Source organism: Pseudomonas sp. RSB 5.4 (assembly GCF_037126175.1).
In the GTDB taxonomy this organism is placed as follows: Bacteria; Pseudomonadota; Gammaproteobacteria; order Pseudomonadales; family Pseudomonadaceae; genus Aquipseudomonas; species Aquipseudomonas fluorescens_H.
In genome coordinates this window covers 4,868,342-4,886,040 of the sequence record NZ_CP146986.1, presented here as the reverse complement: position 1 = coordinate 4,886,040, position 17,699 = coordinate 4,868,342, and the positions used below count along the sequence as shown (strand labels likewise).

General features: G+C 59.0%; 17 protein-coding genes. 12 read left to right on the top strand and 5 right to left on the bottom strand.

The window, feature by feature from the left end; translation table 11 throughout:
* Window positions 1-70: 70 nt before the first annotated feature.
* The 6 genes from V9L13_RS22090 to V9L13_RS22065 all read left to right on the top strand — a co-directional run bounded on the left by V9L13_RS22090 (window position 71) and on the right by V9L13_RS22065 (window position 4,505).
* Window positions 71-346, top strand: coding sequence for a hypothetical protein (locus V9L13_RS22090; RefSeq protein ID WP_338800537.1), 276 nt, complete (start codon window positions 71-73; stop codon window positions 344-346).
* A gap of 92 nt (window positions 347-438) precedes the next feature.
* Window positions 439-1,581: a hypothetical protein gene (locus V9L13_RS22085; protein ID WP_338800536.1), complete on the top strand. Its 1,143-nt coding sequence runs from the start codon at window positions 439-441 to the stop codon at window positions 1,579-1,581.
* Between the two features lie 342 nt (window positions 1,582-1,923).
* Entirely contained in the window at window positions 1,924-2,223 is a 300-nt protein-coding gene (locus tag V9L13_RS22080) for a hypothetical protein (protein ID WP_201136058.1), read from the top strand.
* A gap of 170 nt (window positions 2,224-2,393) precedes the next feature.
* The gene (locus tag V9L13_RS22075) at window positions 2,394-2,573 is read left to right on the top strand and encodes a YhfG family protein (protein WP_338802892.1); all 180 of its coding nucleotides are present in this window, start codon (window positions 2,394-2,396) and stop codon (window positions 2,571-2,573) included.
* Window positions 2,574-2,751: 178 nt separating this feature from the next.
* Window positions 2,752-3,243, top strand: a complete 492-nt coding sequence (locus V9L13_RS22070) for a helix-turn-helix transcriptional regulator (RefSeq protein WP_338802891.1) — start codon at window positions 2,752-2,754, stop codon at window positions 3,241-3,243.
* On the top strand, window positions 3,240-4,505 hold the full coding sequence (locus V9L13_RS22065; RefSeq protein ID WP_338800535.1) for a HipA domain-containing protein: 1,266 nt from the start codon (window positions 3,240-3,242) through the stop codon (window positions 4,503-4,505). The genes V9L13_RS22070 and V9L13_RS22065 overlap by 4 nt, the downstream gene beginning before the upstream one ends.
* 55 nt (window positions 4,506-4,560) lie before the next feature.
* Here V9L13_RS22065 and V9L13_RS22060 read toward each other — a convergent pair whose 3' ends face one another.
* Both V9L13_RS22060 and hslO read right to left on the bottom strand, forming a co-directional pair.
* Entirely contained in the window at window positions 4,561-6,102 is a 1,542-nt protein-coding gene (locus V9L13_RS22060) for a phosphoenolpyruvate carboxykinase (protein ID WP_262143453.1), read from the bottom strand.
* 181 nt (window positions 6,103-6,283) lie between these two features.
* Entirely contained in the window at window positions 6,284-7,186 is a 903-nt protein-coding gene (gene hslO / locus V9L13_RS22055; RefSeq protein WP_103485310.1) for an Hsp33 family molecular chaperone HslO, read from the bottom strand.
* Window positions 7,187-7,291: 105 nt separating this feature from the next.
* Here hslO and V9L13_RS22050 point away from each other — a divergent pair, with 105 nt between their 5' ends.
* Window positions 7,292-8,095 carry a phosphatase PAP2 family protein gene (locus V9L13_RS22050; protein ID WP_338800534.1) on the top strand — a complete coding sequence of 268 codons (804 nt, stop codon included), beginning with the start codon at window positions 7,292-7,294 and terminating at the stop codon, window positions 8,093-8,095.
* Window positions 8,096-8,261: 166 nt separating this feature from the next.
* On the opposite strand, the gene V9L13_RS22045 is transcribed toward V9L13_RS22050, so the two are convergent.
* On the bottom strand, window positions 8,262-8,666 hold the full coding sequence (locus V9L13_RS22045; RefSeq protein WP_003220645.1) for an RNA-binding S4 domain-containing protein: 405 nt from the start codon (window positions 8,664-8,666) through the stop codon (window positions 8,262-8,264).
* 234 nt (window positions 8,667-8,900) lie between these two features.
* Between V9L13_RS22045 and V9L13_RS22040 the strand changes: the two genes are divergently transcribed.
* Together V9L13_RS22040 and rimK are read left to right on the top strand one after the other, a co-directional pair.
* Window positions 8,901-9,362 (top strand): ATP-dependent zinc protease, encoded by a 462-nt coding sequence (locus tag V9L13_RS22040; protein WP_007964698.1) that lies wholly within the window; start codon window positions 8,901-8,903, stop codon window positions 9,360-9,362.
* Window positions 9,359-10,264: a 30S ribosomal protein S6--L-glutamate ligase gene (gene rimK, locus V9L13_RS22035; RefSeq protein WP_003220641.1), complete on the top strand. Its 906-nt coding sequence runs from the start codon at window positions 9,359-9,361 to the stop codon at window positions 10,262-10,264. The genes V9L13_RS22040 and rimK overlap by 4 nt, the downstream gene beginning before the upstream one ends.
* A 130-nt stretch (window positions 10,265-10,394) precedes the next feature.
* Here the strand turns inward: rimK and V9L13_RS22030 are convergent, their stop codons facing one another.
* Complete coding sequence (locus V9L13_RS22030) at window positions 10,395-11,708, bottom strand: ATP-binding protein (protein WP_003220639.1); 1,314 nt, start codon at window positions 11,706-11,708, stop codon at window positions 10,395-10,397.
* A gap of 112 nt (window positions 11,709-11,820) precedes the next feature.
* Complete coding sequence (gene ompR, locus V9L13_RS22025) at window positions 11,821-12,561, bottom strand: two-component system response regulator OmpR (RefSeq protein WP_003220637.1); 741 nt, start codon at window positions 12,559-12,561, stop codon at window positions 11,821-11,823.
* 358 nt (window positions 12,562-12,919) lie between these two features.
* On the opposite strand from ompR, the gene V9L13_RS22020 reads away from it, so the two are divergent.
* The 3 genes from V9L13_RS22020 to gshA all read left to right on the top strand — a co-directional run bounded on the left by V9L13_RS22020 (window position 12,920) and on the right by gshA (window position 17,529).
* Window positions 12,920-15,244 carry a Tex family protein gene (locus V9L13_RS22020; protein WP_007964702.1) on the top strand — a complete coding sequence of 775 codons (2,325 nt, stop codon included), beginning with the start codon at window positions 12,920-12,922 and terminating at the stop codon, window positions 15,242-15,244.
* Window positions 15,244-15,627, top strand: coding sequence for a PaaI family thioesterase (locus tag V9L13_RS22015; protein ID WP_003220635.1), 384 nt, complete (start codon window positions 15,244-15,246; stop codon window positions 15,625-15,627). The genes V9L13_RS22020 and V9L13_RS22015 overlap by 1 nt, the downstream gene beginning before the upstream one ends.
* Window positions 15,628-15,945: 318 nt before the next feature.
* Window positions 15,946-17,529, top strand: a complete 1,584-nt coding sequence (gene gshA, locus V9L13_RS22010) for a glutamate--cysteine ligase (protein ID WP_338800533.1) — start codon at window positions 15,946-15,948, stop codon at window positions 17,527-17,529.
* The last annotated feature ends 170 nt before the right edge of the window (window positions 17,530-17,699 follow it).

Here is a 17,699-nt window from a genome sequence, read left to right as displayed (position 1 = left end):
TATAGTGGCCGGCGCGACTGACCACTGAATCAGCCCCGCCCAAGTGCCTTTGTAAAGGACAAGCCTGACCATGATTACCCGCTATCGCCCGTTGAAGACTTGCTACAACGAAAATCCCGTATTGGTCATCGATACTCACTCCAGCCATCGCGATCTGCTTGATGCCGCTGACCAGCGACTGCGTGCCGCCAGCGATCTGCTGGAAACCCTTTACTGTTTATGTTTCAAACAGGCCGACATGAAAGATATACCTAACATCGTCAATGCTCTTTATTTATTAGTGCAGGATGGCTGTGACTTGCTCGAAGTAGCAAAACATAAACCCCAACAACCAGACCCACACTGAAAACAACTAAAATCCAGAAACAACAGAATGCTTTAATAAACAACCAAAATAGAACTAAGTTGTTGACTCTTACTTTCACCGAGAGCAACACAATGACTGTTTTAACTATCTTTTTTTGCGGCACTGGCTCCAATAAATTCGACGTCGCCCACGAAAACTTCTGGAACGGCGAACTGATTTCCACCTTGGCTGCCAATCATACGGGTTACGAGTTTGCCGAGTGGATCGTGGTCGATGGCCCCGGCAGCGGCAACATGCAGGCCGACGATCTATTCACCAAGACCAAGGAATACGGCATGAGCGGCACCTTGTTCGGCAAGGGCTGGGAAGAAAACGTGTTGCACGCGCTCAATATCATCAAGGGCAAGTGCGACTGGCAACGCGAGCAACTGACTGAAGCCGAATACAATCGCCTGAAGGCTGCCGGCATTCCGATTGAAGATGTAAAAGCCGAGGGTTCGTGGTTTTGGCGCAAATATAATTACGGTAATCGCAGCATTACCCAGCAGCAATTACAGGAAGGAATCATCAAAACCCACCGTAAGGATGGTGTTATTCCTACTGAAGTCAATCTCGTCGGTTGGAGCCGGGGCGGTATCAGTTGCCATATGTTGGCCAATGCAATGTTCAAGGACAGTCTGCTGAAAAACATCCCGGTCAATATCTTTGCGCTTGATCCCGTGCCAGGCATTGGTAACTTTCAGGAAGAGCGCGTCAAACTCGCGGGCAATGTCAAAGATTATGTAGCGTTCTATGCTCGTGACGAACGCTCCAAAGGTTTCAGCTGCGTCATCCCACAGACCGCTACCGGCACTAAAACCTACATCTATCCTATGGCTGGCCGCCACGCCACCATGGCCGGCAATGCCACCAGCAGCGGCGGCGTCCCGACCGGCGCCAGTGATCTGAAAGCGCTGTCCGAGCCCGGACGCATCGTGCGCCACCTCGCTGAAACCTGCCTCAAACGCTGGGGCGTACGACTGCAAAAAACGTTGAATCTGACCCAGGCCGATCTGGAAAACCTCACCAACGGCATCGCACGCGATGAAGCCAAATACAAATTGATGCACAAACTTTCCTACACCTACTTCACCGAGCTGGATCAAGGCGAGCGCTACGTTTCGCTGGGCAGCAAAGGTGTACCGTTCACCAGCGTGAAAGGCGAGATCTACAAGCCGGCGACCGGCTTGGCAACCAGCTTGCTGGATATTTCGGCGTATCAGCATTTACGTTGAAAAACGAAGAAAGACCGGTAGGAACGTCCGATGCAATCTTCATCCCGTTCCTACACGCCAAGACTCTTTGTCGCCTATCGCGGCTTGAGGGCACCTATCTATAGTCGTGACTGTCGCTGGCAAATCAGCGGCTCGGGCTTGGTCACCCGGAGGGACACATAAATGCGTCCGTTGTATGCTGCCGGCAGTTCAAATGTCTGCACGCTTAATGGTGGCTGTGTTTGGGACGCCTTTGAGCGTGCCGGACTTGTGTGTTCCTTCGGTTGACCAACCCGAACACAGTTCGCCTCCCATCGCTTGGTCACGGTGGGATGAATCCTCACGACATTTGGAATACACACTATGAAAGCATGGACCCCGCTTCCCCTTGATCGCTACCGCTCACTCGAATCCAGCCTCACCGACACCAAGCCCCTGATCATCGACACAGAGGCCAACCCGCAAGACATCCTCGAATGCGCCGTCCAACGCTTGCGCGCCTCCAGCGACCTGCTGAAAACCCTCTACTGCCTCAGCTTCAAACAAGCCGACGTCGAAGACATTCCCCACATCACCCACGCCCTGTATCTGCTTACGCAGGATGGCTGTGACCTGCTGCAGGTCGCGCAGCAGCAGATGCTCGGCTGGAAAGCACCGGCCTGAGATTGACAATGTTCGGATCGCTCTGCCGCCTCACCTGAGAGCGATCAATAAAAACGTGATCAAACATTGGAGCAACCATGAGCGAGTTTTTTGATGCACTGATGGAAAGCGTTCAGGAAATGGACGAGATCTTGCACGCGCAGCGCTGCAACTCGCCCCTTGCTCCGAAAATATCTGAAAAGAACACGCTGACTTTCCAGCAGAAACAAGCCTATTACGAGAAGGTATGCCGCTCGAATTATCTCGCCAGTTTACGCATTGAAGGCTTTGAAACGGTGCCTGCCGATGCGGCTGAATCATTGCCTGTTCGGCAGCAAATCCTTGATCGATACCGTCACAACACTAGCTGACCCCAGAGACTGATCTGCGGCGCTTAAGTGGCATTATTCTGGCTGTTTACATGAAAAAAATCTTGAATAATGGCAGTTAACAGGAGCCGTTATTGCCGACTCCACGCCAAGAGGCAACCTTCTACTTAAGTGCTATTATTCTGGCAGTTAAGGAAAAAAAATGAAGGAATACTGCCACATGGCCAAAAAAACAGCGCCACTTCTGCCCGCCTCCGCTCGACTGCTGTCGGAATTTGGCGAACGGCTGAAGCTGGCTCGTCTACGCCGCAAGCTGACGGCAAAGCAGGTCGCTGAACGGTCAGGCATGTCGCTGACCACCTTGCGCAATCTGGAGTCAGGCGAATCAGGAGTAACCATCGGCGCTTATCTGTCGGTCATGCAGGTGCTGGGCCTGGAAAAGGATCTGAATCAGCTTGCCGCGACCGATGAAATGGGCCGACAGCTACAGGATGCTCAGTTAATGCCTGCATCAAGATCCCCAATCAAAAAGCCACAGCGAGTACGCGGAGTCAGCGCGTTAAAAAAAGCTGCATCCGATCACAGCGAGACTCCAAGCGTCATCGATGCCGCTACTACAACAAAACTTCCGGACGATTTTCCAATCAACACGCACACTCTCTCCAATCTGTTGAAGAAGAAAAAGCCAGGCTCCACGACAGGTGAAAAATGACGCTGATCGCTGTTTATGCAGATTGGGAATCGTTGAACGGCGCCAGGCGTCTCGGCTTCCTGCATGCCCGTAAGACACGCAACACCAACGTATTCGAGTTTGAATACGATCCCGTAGCGCTGGCCGACCCCGAGTTAAGCTTCACACAGCTGGACCCACGAATCGGACTTTTTCAAGGACGTCAGTTTCCTGGTCAACATCAGACTCGTTTTGGCGTCTTCGCTGACTCAAGCCCTGATCGTTGGGGCCAACTGCTAATGAAGCGGCGCCTGGAGAGGGATATCCGCGACGGTTTGATTCCCAAGGGCAGCAAGCTATTCGAGTCTGACTATCTCCTTGGCGTGCATGACCAGTTCCGCGTCGGCGCCATCCGCTACAAGCTCAACGACGAGGGTAATTTTCTCGACGATCGCGATGGCGTTGCTGCCCCACCCTTTGTTGAATTGCGTGCGCTGGAACAGGCGAGTCTGGCCTTGGAAAACGACACGGACAACACCGCACTCAATGGCCGCGAATGGCTAAGAATGCTCATCGCGCCGGGCGGCTCACTGGGCGGCGCCAGACCAAAAGCCAGTGTGGTCGACGAGCATGGCCAACTGTGGATCGCCAAGTTTCCGAGTACGCGAGACGACTACGATGTAGGTGGCTGGGAAATGCTGGTGAACGCCTTGGCGGTCAACTGCGGGCTACGTGTCGCAACCGGCATGGCACGACGTTACGCGAGCGACCACCACTGTTTTCTGATCAAACGCTTCGACCGAACCGAACGCGGTGGGCGCCACCACTTCGCCTCAGCCATGACCCTGACCAACCGCACCGACGGCGACGACGCTTCAACAGGCGCCAGCTACCTTGAGTTGGCGGAAGTACTCATGGAACACGGTTCGGAGCCCAATGCAGACCTTCGCGAGTTATGGTCGAGAATCGTCTTCAACATCCTGGTATCCAACACCGACGACCACCTGCGTAATCACGGATTTATTCTGGATCCCGGTCGGGGATGGCGCTTGTCGGCAGCGTATGACATGAACCCCGTAGCGCATGCAGATGGGTTGAAGCTGAACATCACTGATGCTGACAACGCGTTGGATCTGGAGCTGGCGAGGGAAGTGGCGGGGTATTTTCGAGTGAGCTCGATACATGCAGAAGAAAAAATTGAGCACTTTAAATCCGAGATCAGCAACTGGCCGGAAGTAGCACGTGTATTGGGACTATCCAAGCGTGAACAGGACCTTATGGCAACAGCGTTTAGTGCCCTTTAATGCCCACAAAAAAGCCGCCCCTGGAGGCGGCTTTTTAGTTCACAACGAACCAATCTTACAACTTAGGACCCGCAGCCTTGATCGCGTCGCTCACTTCGAACTTCTTGAAGTTCTCGATGAACAGACCGGCCAGCGCCTTGGCCGCTTCGTCGTACGCAGCCTTGTCAGCCCAGGTGTTGCGTGGGTTGAGCAGGTTGGTTTCAACGCCCGGTACGGCCAATGGCACGTCGAGGTTGATGGTGTCCAGGTGCTCGGTGGCGGCACCGATCAGCGCGCCGCTCTGGATCGCAGCGATCACCGCACGGGTGGTCGGGATGTTGAAGCGTTTGCCGACGCCGTAGCCGCCGCCGGTCCAGCCGGTGTTGACCAGGTAGACCTTGGAGCCGAAGCCGCGGATGCGCTTGATCAGCAGTTCGGCGTATTCGCCAGCCGGACGCGGGAAGAACGGCGCGCCGAAGCAGGTGGAGAAGGTCGACTTGATGCCGCTGCCCGAACCCATTTCAGTCGAGCCCACCAAAGCGGTGTAGCCGGACAGGAAGTGGTAGGCCGCTTGTTCTTCGTTGAGGATCGACACTGGCGGCAGCACGCCGGTCAGGTCGCAGGTCAGGAAGATCACAGCGTTTGGCTCGCCGCCCAGGTTCTGCTCGGAACGCTTGGCAACGTGCTCCAGCGGGTAGGCCGCGCGGCTGTTCTGGGTCAGGCTGACATCGGTATAGTCGGCGTGTTTGGCGTCGTCGATGACCACGTTTTCCAGCACCGCGCCGTGTTTGATGGCTTTCCAGATGACCGGCTCGTTCTTCTCGGACAAGTCGATGCACTTGGCGTAGCAGCCACCTTCGATATTGAAGACAACGCCTTCGCCCCAGCCGTGTTCGTCGTCACCGATCAGGTAACGGCTTTCGTCAGCCGACAGGGTGGTTTTACCGGTGCCCGACAGACCGAAGAACAGGGTCACGTCGCCTTCTTCGCCGATGTTGGCAGCGCAGTGCATTGGCAGCACGTCAGCGGCCGGCAGCAGGAAGTTCTGCACGGAGAACATGGCTTTCTTCATCTCACCGGCGTAACGCATGCCGGCGATCAGCACTTTTTTCTGCGCGAAGTTGATGATCACGCAACCATCGGAGTTGGTGCCGTCACGCTCTGGTACGCACTCGAAGTTGGCCACGTTGAGCACTTGCCACTCGTCACGACCGGCCGGGTTGTACTGGGCCGGGTTGATGAACAGGCAACGACCGAACAGGTTCTGCCAGGCAGTCTGGGTGGTCATTTTCACGGCCAGGTAGTGATCTTCAGCCGCACCTACATGCACATGGGAAACAAAGTGCTCTTGCGCGTTGTTGAACGCCTCGACACGAGCCCACAGCGCGTCGAACTTGTCGGCCGGGAACTTGCGGTTGATCGGGCCCCAGGCGATAGCGGCCTGGGTGGAAGGCTCTTCAACGATGAAACGATCGACTGGCGAACGACCGGTACGGTGACCGGTGCGAACGACCAGAGCGCCGGTATCGGCAAGCTCGCCCTCACCGCGTTGCAGGGCTTCTTTTACCAGATCATCAACACTCAGATCGGTGTACACGGCGTTATTGGCTTGCGTCATGAGGTTCCCCGTCGGCCAGTGGCCGAGTGTGCTCCAAACGTTTTGTAGTAGAAAGTCGTGCACTACTACCGCGAAAAAAGTGGGCCGGATTATGCCAGAAAAGCCCAAAAAGAGTAGGGTCCTCCCGTCGTAACGGCGAAATTCCGTCGTTAAGCAGTGAATTTACCTGCGCTGAACCGTTTTAGTGCCGGGTATCTGACGGCGTGTCGACGCCTGCGCCAGCGAACAATTGAGCAATATCGGCCGCATCGAACAGGTAACGCTGGTTGCAGAACTGGCAATCGATCTCGATTTCGCCACCGCGTTCGGCCACCAGCGCCTGCGCGTCTTCCAGACCCAGACTGACCAACGCATTGCCCGAGCGTTCCCGCGAGCAGCTGCAACGGAAGCGCAGGTTCTGCACATCGAACAGGCGCACCTGCTCTTCGTGGTAGAGGCGATGCAGCACGGTTTCGTTGTCCAGGCTGAGCAACTCATCGGCGGTCAGGGTGCTGGCCAGCGCGGTGATGTGCTGCCAACTGGCGGCGCGGTCTTCTTCGTCTTTCAGACGGTCGGCCGGCAGTTGCTGCAGCAGCATGCCACGGGCACGACGGCCGTCGGCGAACAGCTTGAAGCGCGTGCCGACCTGTTGCGACATGACGAAATAATTGGTGAAGCATTCCGACAGGGTTTCACCATCGAGGTCGACGATACCCTGGTAACGCTGGCCGATCGTCGGGTCGACGGTCAGGGTCAGGTCACCGCCCGGCATCAGGTCGGCAAGCGTGGCATCCGCCGCGATCTGCTCGGCGTTGTATCGCGCCAGACCACGGATCTCGCGCTCGCTGGAGCATTCGATCATCAGCAGCGGAATCGGGCCTTCGGAACGCGCCTGAAGAATCAGCAAGCCGTCGAACTTCAGGGTGCCCACCAGCAACGAAGCGGCCGCCATCAGTTCGCCCAGCAACTGCGCGACCGGCTCCGGGTACGGGTGCTTGGCGAGGACTTCGGCGTAGCTGCGTTCCAGCGCCACCAGTTCGCCGCGAGTGTCGCTGTCATCGAAGATGAAGCGTTGGGTGTAGTCGGTATCCGGTAGGTCGGTCATAGGTCTGGGTATCTGAATTGATGACAAAAAGGTTACAAAAGATGAAAATCCCGCGCTTTCTTCGCACCTGTTTGGTGCAAAACGTTCAGCCACGGGAGGCATTTTATGAACAATCCGGGTTTGTTCCAATCAAGGTGGAACCTCGGCCGGCTGGTTCTGTGTAACGTAATGCCATTAGCGCTACTGGCTTTCTGGTTATGGCCTACGGGCCAGATGCTGTGTGTGATTTTCGACGAGTGGCTGTTTCGCTCACTCAATGCACCACTGGCCAGCAACCCCATATGGCTCCACATCTGGGCAATTGCAAGTCTGCGCCCGTTCGACATCGTTGTCGGACTGATTCTGCTGACGCTGCTGATCAAGGGCGACTGGGTGTTCAAGGCGATTGATGTGCGTCGCGCCTTCTTCGGTTTTTTCTCCATTCTGCTGTTGATGGTGGTGATCCGCGCGCTGTTTTCCAAATTCGCCGACTACATGGACTGGCAACACAACAGTCCGTCGATGGTGCTGGAAGGCGCGGTGCACCTCAGTGACTACTTCCCGCAACTGGAAAAAGCCTGGGAGCTGAAGGATCGCTCAAGCCAGAGCTTCCCCGGTGACCACGCTTCGGTGTTGCTGATCTGGGCGCTGTTCATGGGCGTGTTCAGCCGTACGGTCGGGCAGTTCCTGACGGTCTGGGGCCTGGCGCTGCTGTTCATGCTGCCGCGTCTGGTGGCCGGCGCACATTGGGGGCAGGACGATTACATCGGCGGCCTGCTGCTGGCGGTGTGGGCGTTGGGCTGGGGTTACTACACGCCGTTTGCCTGTCACGCGGCGAATTTCTGGCTGAAGGTAACAGCGCCGATTTTCGCTTTGCTGGGCAAGCTGCCGGTGGTTTCGCGGATGAGTGTGGTGTCTGCCGCAAACTGACAGTTTGCACAAACCTGTGGCGAGGGAGCTTGCTCCCGCTCGGCTGCGTAGCAGTCGCTTTACTTGTCGATGCAGTTGTATTTTGAAATACGTGCTCGCCTGTACAGGGCGTCCTTCGGCCGCCAGCGGGAGCAAGCTCCCTCGCCACAAGTGTGTTCGTCGCACACTACTCGTTGCTGCTGCCACGAAATTTAAACAGATCCCGCCGCTGTTTCTTGCTCGGCTTGCCATCGGTGCTCACGCCCAACGCCCCGGCCTTGCGCATCGCCGCTGCCGCTTCACGTTTGGCAATACTCGCCTCGGTCTCGGTATACAGTGTCTGCGCCTCGGGTGCGCCGCGACGCACGATCGACAAGGCTTCGACCCTCACCGTGCGCTCTTCAAAGCCGGTACGAATCTCGAATTCATCACCAATGCGTGGCTCTTTGCCAGGCTTGCAGCGGTCACCTCGGCAATGCACCTTGCCACTCTCGATGGCCGCTTTGGCCAGGGCCCGGGTTTTGTAAAAGCGCGCCGCCCACAACCATTTGTCGAGACGGACCTTGTCGTCCTCTTCGCTTTTTTGTGCCATGGAATTTCCTCATTCTGAAATATTGATGAACTGTACTACCGTTTCTGTCGTGCCATGAATTACGCCGTCCCGGATTACAATGCGCACCACCCGACACCCGCTTGAGGGGTCGGCAATCCGGGCCGTAGATATCTGTCGCCTTTTAACCATTATTCTGCGTGAATACCGCGAATTCGGCCGTACGCGGCCCGAGCGGTTTCTGCCGGTTGAGTACCTTTGAAGACATTTGACCATTTGACCGTTGTCGGTCTGCGCGAGTGGGTGGCGCTCCCTGATCTGGGAGTCGCGGGCCTGCGGGCGAAAATCGACACCGGCGCCAGCACCTCCAGCCTGCATGCCACCGACATCGAGCCGTTCGAACGCGACGGCGAGAAGTGGGTGCGCTTCACCGCGCACCTGGGCACGGTGGTGCAGTTGCGTCACCGGCGCTGCGAAGCACCGCTGGTGACGCGCAAAACCATCAAAAGCTCCAACGGCCAGGCCCAGGTGCGCTATGTGATCAGCACCACCCTGGCCCTCGGTGATCGGGTCTGGGCAGTCGAGTTCACCCTCGCCTGCCGTAAGTCCATGCGCTATCGCCTGTTGCTCGGTTCCAAAGCCCTGATCGACGGCCAGCTGGTGGTCAATCCGGGCATCAAGTATGTACAAGACAAGCCGGTGTTCCCGGTATCTACCTCCTCCACAGGTGTTGCATGAAGATCGCTGTGCTGTCGCGGAATCCGCGTCTGTATTCCACCCGTCGTCTGGTCGAAGCCGGCACCGAACGCGGGCATGAAATGGTAGTGGTCGACACCCTGCGCGCCTACATGAACATCGCCAGCCACAAGCCGCAGATCCACTATCGCGGCAAGCCGCTGGAAGGCTTCGACGCGGTGATCCCGCGGATCGGTGCGTCGGTGACGTTCTACGGTTGCGCGGTGTTGCGCCAGTTCGAAATGATGGGCGTGTTTCCGCTCAACGAGTCCGTAGCCATCGCCCGTTCGCGGGACAAACTGCGTTCGCTGCAACTGCTGTCGCGTCGCGGCATCGGCCTGCCGGTAACCGGCTTCGCCCACTCGCCGGATGACATTCCCGACCTGATCGACATGGTCAACGGCGCGCCGCTGGTGATCAAAGTGCTGGAAGGCACCCAGGGTATCGGCGTGGTGCTGTGCGAAACCGCGACCGCGGCCGAATCGGTGATCGAGGCGTTCATGGGCCTGAAGCAGAACATCATGGTCCAGGAATACATCAAGGAGGCCGGCGGTGCCGACATTCGCTGCTTCGTGGTCGGCGACAAGGTGATCGCGGCCATGAAACGTCAGGCCAAGCCGGGCGAGTTCCGCTCCAACCTGCACCGTGGCGGCAGCGCCAGCCTGATCAAGATCACCCCGGAGGAACGCATGACCGCGTTGCGTGCGGCCAAGGTCATGGGCCTGGCGGTGGCGGGCGTGGATATTCTGCGTTCAAATCACGGGCCGCTGGTGATGGAAGTGAACTCGTCGCCGGGCCTGGAAGGGATCGAGACCACCACCGGCAAGAACGTGGCGGGGATCATCATCGAGCACCTTGAGAAGAATGGCGGGCCGAATATGACTCGGACCAAGGGCAAGGGTTAACCCGTCAGAAATGTGGTGGCTGGGCGGCCGCGTTCGCGAGCAAGCCCGCTCCCACATTTTGGAATGCGTTCCGCTGTGGGAGCGGGCTTGCTCGCGAAGGGGCCATCAGCCCCGCTGAATATCTCGGCTGTCAGACGGCATCTCGCGGCAACATCAACCCCAACGGCAATCGCACTCGCGCCTCCAGTCCGCCCCCGGAGCGGTTGCGCAACTCGACATTGCCGCCATGCATCGAAGCAATCCGCTTCACGATCGCCAGGCCCAACCCCGTACCTTTGCCGCCCCGGGCACGATCGCCACGGGTGAACGGGTTGAAGATCGCTTCCAGCTCCGACGGATCGATCCCAGCGCCACGGTCCATCACGCTCAGCACCACGTACGGCGCGCTGGTATCGCCGGACACATAAGCCGCAACCTCGACGCCGCTGCCGGCGTGATTCAAGGCGTTGCCGATCAGATTGTTCAGCAGGCGTTTCATCGACACCCGGCGCAGTGGAAACGGCTGGATCGGCTCCAGACGCAAGCGCACCTTCTCTTCGTTCTGGTTGTACGGTGCGGCCACCTCACGCACCAGATCGCTCAGGTCCACCTCTTCCACCGACTCGTCGCGACCATCGCGAATGAACGCGAGGAACTGGTCGAGAATCGCGTCCATGTCTTCGATGTCGCGCACCATGTCATCGGTCAAATCGTTGCGGTCGCCCATCAGCTCCAGCGACAGCCGCAAGCGGGTCAGCGGCGTGCGCAAGTCATGCGACACCCCCGCCAGCATCAGCTCGCGCTCGCGACCGGCCTGCTCGACGTCTTCGGCCATCTGATTGAAGGCGCGATACACCTCGGTCATCTCGCTGGGTGTGTCGCTGATCGGCAGGCGCACGCTGCGACCCTGACCGAGTTGCCGCGCGGCATATACCAGACGTTTCAACGGCTGGTTGAGTTGGCTGACGAAAATCCATGCCGAGGCGGTGGACAGCAAACCGATGGCGAGGAACCAGCCGAGCACGTTCCAGATTTTCTGCCCGCGCAGCGGATGCGGGTACAGCGGCACTTTCAGCCAACCGTCGCCGAGGCTTGGCGCACGCACCCACAGCGCCGGCGGCGAGTGCATGCGCAAACGCACTTCGGTGTCGGCGCCCAGCTCCGCCTGCATCTGCCGCTGATAGATTTCACTGTACGGCCAGTGCTGCTCGCCCTCCGGCACTCCGGCGCCGACCACCCGGATCAGGGTCGCGGCATCGGCGATCTTCGCGCGGTTTTCTTCATCGGCCGCCCAATAGGCGCGCAGCGTCAGGGCGACGCCGTGGCTGTACTGACGATCCACCAGCACGTCCTCGTTCATCAACAGATAAACCAGGGTCAGTGCCTTGGAAAACAGCACGACGATGAGCACCAGCCAAAGGGTGCGGGAGAAAAAACTTTGGGGGAACCAGACGGGGGTTTTCATCGATAACCGTTAAACACTTGCAGGAGCGAGCAATGCTCGCATATTGCGGATTGCGAGTCTGCGTAGAGGGTCGATCAACCCGATGCGCAGACCCGCTCCTACAAATCGCCGATCACTTGGTGGCGGCGCCGTCCGGTACGAACACGTAGCCCACACCCCAGACAGTCTGGATATAGCGTGGTTTCGACGGATCCGGCTCGATCATCCGGCGCAGACGGGAAATCTGCACGTCGATGGAACGCTCAAGGGCATCCCACTCGCGGCCACGGGCCAGGTTCATCAGTTTGTCGCGGGTCAGCGGCTGACGTGCGTTCATCACCAGTGCCTTGAGTACCGCAAACTCACCGGTGGTGAGCATGTGCACTTCTTCGCCACGTTTCAGTTCGCGGGTCGCCAGCGACAGCACGTAATCACCGAAGGTGACATTTTCGTCTTCGCTGCCCGGCGCGCCCGGCACCGGTGCGGCCTGACGACGCAGAACCGCTTTGACCCGAGCCATCAGCTCGTCCGGGTTGAACGGCTTGGCCAGATAGTCATCGGCGCCCAGTTCCAGGCCCTTGATGCGGCTCATCTCATCGCCTTTGGCGGTGAGCATGATGATCGGAATCTGATTGTTCGCCGCCCGCAGGCGACGGCAGGCGGTCAGGCCGTCTTCGCCCGGCAGCATCAGGTCGAGGACGACCAGATTGAACACTTCACGCGACAGCAGACGATCCATTTGCTCGGTGTTCGGTACGGCACGGGCACGGTAGCCCTTGCTGACGAAGAAACGTTCCAGCAGGCTGCTCAGCCCCGGATCGTCGTCAACAATAAGAATTTTTTCGCCTTCAGCATTGTTTGCAGTGCTGCTCATTGGATGCTCCTTTTAGCTCGGCGCGCATTATGGCGTAGCTGCCGTTATACGCACCGTGTGCATTGTTAGCAGATTTTTCCTTCACTGCCAGAAAACCGGGGTTTATGCCTACAGACTGCTACACCCCCGAATGACAGAACGCTGGTTATAATGCGCGGCGTTTTGTGCCAGGCAACGTCTGAATCGTTACCGCAGGTGGCCGGGCTTTTTTCCCGGTGGCCGCAGTAATTGTTCGATTTCACGGGTCAATGGGCTGCCTCTTGACCCAGGCAGCGGCAATTTTCTAGCCGCTCAACCAGACTCCGGGCCTTTATTTCCGTGCCTGCGAGCCTGCTTTCACAATATGTCAGGTGGTTTTATGGACAGCATCAACAGCCGCATCGCCGAGGAACTCGGCGTACGCCCGCAACAGGTCGAAGCGGCCGTCGCGCTACTCGATGAAGGCTCTACCGTTCCCTTCATCGCCCGTTACCGGAAAGAAGTCACCGGCAGCCTCGATGATACCCAGTTGCGTCATCTGGAAGAGCGTCTGCGCTACCTGCGAGAACTCGACGAACGGCGCATCAGCATCCTCGCCAGCATCCAGGAGCAGGGCAAACTCACCCCGGCCCTTGAGCGCGACATCAAGCTCGCCGACACCAAGACCCGCCTCGAAGACTTGTACCTGCCGTACAAGCAGAAGCGCCGCACCAAGGGCCAGATTGCCCTGGAAGCCGGCCTCGGCGAGCTGGCCGACGGCCTGTTCAACGACCCGAACCTGACGCCGGAAACCGAAGCTGCACGCTTCGTCGACGCCGAAAAAGGCGTGGCCGACGTCAAGGCTGCGCTGGAAGGCGCCAAATACATCCTCATGGAGCGCTTCGCCGAAGACGCCAGCCTGCTGGAAAAGCTGCGTAACTTCCTCAAGCAGGAAGCGACCATCAGCGCCCGCGTGATCGCCGGCAAGGAAGAAGAAGGCGCGAAGTTCCGTGACTACTTCGAACACGACGAGCCGCTGAAAAGCATGCCGTCGCACCGCGCACTCGCCATTTTCCGTGGCCGCAACGAAGGCATCCTCAGCTCCGCGCTGAAAGTCGGCGACGAACTGCCGGGCACCATGCACCCGTGCGAGGGCATGATCGGCCAGCAATTCGGCATCCAGAACCAGAACCGTCCGGCCGACAAATGGCTCGGTGAAGTGGTGCGCTGGACCTGGAAGGTCAAACTCTACACCCACCTCGAAACCGACCTGCTCGGCGAGTTGCGCGACGGTGCCGAAACCGAGGCGATCAACGTCTTCGCCCACAACCTGCACGACCTGCTGCTGGCCGCGCCGGCCGGCCCGCGCGCCACCCTGGGCCTCGACCCGGGCCTGCGTACCGGCTGCAAGGTCGCGGTGGTCGACTCCACCGGCAAACTGCTCGATCACGCCACGGTTTACCCGCACGTGCCGCACAACAAGTGGGATCAGACCATCGCCATTCTGGCCGCCCTGTGCGCCAAGCACTCGGTTGACCTGATCGCCATCGGCAACGGCACCGCCAGCCGTGAAACCGACAAACTGGCGATCGAGCTGATCAAAAAATACCCAGCGATGAAGATGACCAAGGTCATGGTCTCCGAGGCCGGCGCATCGGTGTACTCGGCTTCGGAACTGGCGGCCAAGGAATTCCCGGACCTGGACGTGTCGATCCGTGGTGCGGTGTCGATTGCTCGCCGCTTGCAGGATCCGCTCGCTGAACTGGTGAAGATCGATCCGAAATCCATCGGTGTCGGCCAGTACCAGCACGACGTGTCGCAGCTGAAACTGGCGCGTGGTCTGGATGCGGTGGTCGAGGACTGTGTGAACGCCGTCGGCGTCGATGTGAACACCGCTTCGGTGGCGCTGCTGGCGCGGATCTCCGGCCTCAACGCGACTCTGGCGCAGAACATCGTCGCTCACCGCGACGAACACGGTGCGTTCAAGACCCGCGCAGCGCTGAAGAAAGTCGCGCGTCTGGGCGAGAAAACCTTCGAACAGGCCGCAGGCTTCCTGCGCGTGATGAACGGCGACAACCCGCTGGATTCATCGGCCGTTCACCCGGAAGCCTATCCACTGGTACAGCGGATTGCCGCTGAAACCGATCGCGACATTCGCTCGCTGATCGGCGACGCCGCGTTCCTCAAGCGTCTGGATCCGAAGAAATTCACCGACGAAACCTTCGGTCTGCCAACCGTCACCGACATTCTGCAGGAACTGGAAAAACCGGGTCGCGACCCGCGTCCGGAGTTCAAGACTGCCGAGTTCCAGGAAGGCGTCGAAGACCTGAAAGACCTGCAACTGGGAATGATCCTCGAAGGCGTCGTCACCAACGTGACCGCGTTCGGCGCGTTCGTCGACATCGGTGTGCATCAGGACGGTCTGGTGCACATCTCGGCGCTGTCGGAGAAGTTCATCAAGGACCCACGCGAAGCGGTGAAGGCCGGTGACGTGGTGAAAGTGAAGGTCATGGAAGTCGACATCCCGCGCAAACGCGTCGGCCTGTCGATGCGCATGAGCGACACCCCGGGCGAGAAAATCGACGGTGCCCGTGGTTCGCGTCCGGGCTCGGCACCGCGCCAGTCGTCGAACAACGCGCCACGCAAGGAAACGGCCACAGCCGCTCCGGTGAACAACGCCATGGCCTCGCTGTTCGCCAACGCCAAGCAGTTGAAGAAACGCTGATGGAAGTTCCGGCCGGGCTCGTCGAGAGCGCGTTTTTCAAGCTGTTGGGCTGCCGCCTGCACAGCCTGGAAACCGGGGTGGCGCAAGTCGCCCTGGTGCTGGAACCGCAACTGCGCAATCGCGGCGGCAAGTTGCACGGTGGCGCGCTGTTCAGTCTGGTCGATATCGCCATGGGGCTGGCCTGTTCCAGCACCCACGGCTTCGATCAGCAGAGCGCGACCATCGAGTGCAAGATCAACTACATCCGCGCCGTATCCGACGGTGAGGTGCTGTGCACGGCGCGGGTCATCCACCCGGGCCGCCGCACGCTGGTGGTCGAAGCCGACGTGATGCAGGGCGACAAACTGGTCGCAAAAGCGCAAGGCACGTTCGCTGTCCTGTAGATGTTGTTCATCATTTTGAGTTAATTTCGGCGCTGTGATCGCAGCGTCGAGCTTTTCCGTGGGAGTGGGCTTGCTCGCGAAGGGGGCGTGTCAGTGTGCATGGCAGTGACTGATACACCGCATTCGCGAGCAAGCCCGCTCCCACAGGGACCGCATAATCTTCGCGTGCATCTGCCAGATTCAGGGATTGAAGTCGGCGGTTCGAAAGGGGCTTCGTGAGCCCAAAAAACCAGGCGAAAACGCCAGTTTCAACTTCACCCTTGTAGACCGTCCTGCCCACCCCCATATTGGGGCGACTGACGCGTGAAGGAATCCAAATTGAGCGAACTTCTCAACCGCCGCCTGGCTCTGCTCGGCGAGCGCGCCAACCTCTCTCTGCTCGAACAGTGCCTCCACGGTATCGAACGTGAATGCCTGCGCGTGACCAGTGAAGGTCGTCTGGCGCAAACGCCGCACCCGGAAGCCTTGGGTTCCGCGCTGACCAATGAACAGATCACCACCGACTACTCCGAGTCGCTGCTGGAATTCATCACCCCCGCCCTGCCCGATCCCGCCGATACGCTGGCGAGCCTGGACAAGATTCATCGCTTTGCCTACAGCAAGCTCGGCAACGAGTACCTGTGGAGTCCATCGATGCCGTGCCCGTTGCCGGCCGAGGAAGACATCCCGATCGCCTATTACGGCACGTCCAACATCGGTCAGCTCAAGTACGTCTACCGCAAGGGCCTGGCCCTGCGTTATGGCAAAACCATGCAGTGCATCGCCGGGATTCACTACAACTTTTCCCTGCCGGAAAAGCTCTGGCCGCTGCTGCGCGAGGCCGAGGGTTTTGTCGGCACCGACCGCGACTTCCAGTCATCGTCGTACATCGCGCTGATCCGCAACTTCCGCCGCTACAGCTGGCTGCTGATGTACCTGTTCGGGGCTTCGCCAGCGCTGGATGCCGGTTTCCTGCGCGGCCGTTCGCACCAGTTGGAACAACTGGATCCGGACACCCTGTACCTGCCGTACGCCACCAGCCTGCGCATGAGCGACCTTGGTTACCAAAGCAACGCCCAGGCCGGCCTGACGCCTTGCTACAACGATCTGGCGAGCTACACCGACAGCCTGCGCAAGGCCGTCGCCACGCCGTACGCGCCGTACGTTGAGGTCGGCACGCACAAGGATGGCGAGTGGGTACAGCTCAACACCAACATCCTGCAGATCGAAAACGAGTACTACTCCAACATCCGCCCGAAACGCGTGACCTACACCGGCGAACGGCCGATCCAGGCCCTGATGGCCCGCGGCATTCAGTATGTCGAAGTGCGTTGCCTGGACATCAACCCGTTCCTGCCGATGGGCATCGACCTTACCGAGTCGCGCTTCCTTGACGCGTTCCTGCTGTACTGCGCGCTGAACGACAGTCCGCTGCTGACCAGCAATTCCTGCAGCAACGCCACCTCGAACTTCCTCAGCGTGGTCAAGGAAGGCCGCCGTCCGGGTCTGCAATTGCAGCGTGACGGGGAAGCGGTCGAATTGAAAGAGTGGGCGAGCGAACTGCTGGAAAAAATCGCCCCGCTGGCGGCCCTGCTCGATCAGAGCCATGGCGGCGACGCACACAGCAAGGCGCTGGACGCGCAACTGGCCAAGGTCAAGGATTCGTCCCTGACCCCTTCGGCCCAGGTGCTGGCGGCGATGGCCGAACACAAGGAGAGCTTCGCGCAATTCTCCCTGCGTCAGAGCCAGGCGCATGCCGAGTTCTTCCGCAGCGAGCCATTGGCGGCGGATGAACAGGCGAAGTTTGAGGAGTTGGCGCGTTCGTCGCTGGCGGCGCAGGCTGAGCTGGAGCAGAACGAGGTTGGCGATTTCGATGTGTTTGTCGGGTCGTATCAGGCGAGCATTCTGGCGATCAGTAATTAAAAGCCCCTCACCCTAACCCTCTCCCGGAGGGAGAGGGGACTGATTCAGGTGCTCTTGAGATTGACGCCGACCTGAAATATCCAGCCGAACTCAGGCCTTGAAAAGCATAAAGATCGGCTCCCTTTCCCCCTCGCCCCCTTGGGGGAGAGGGTTGGGGTGAGGGGGCAAAG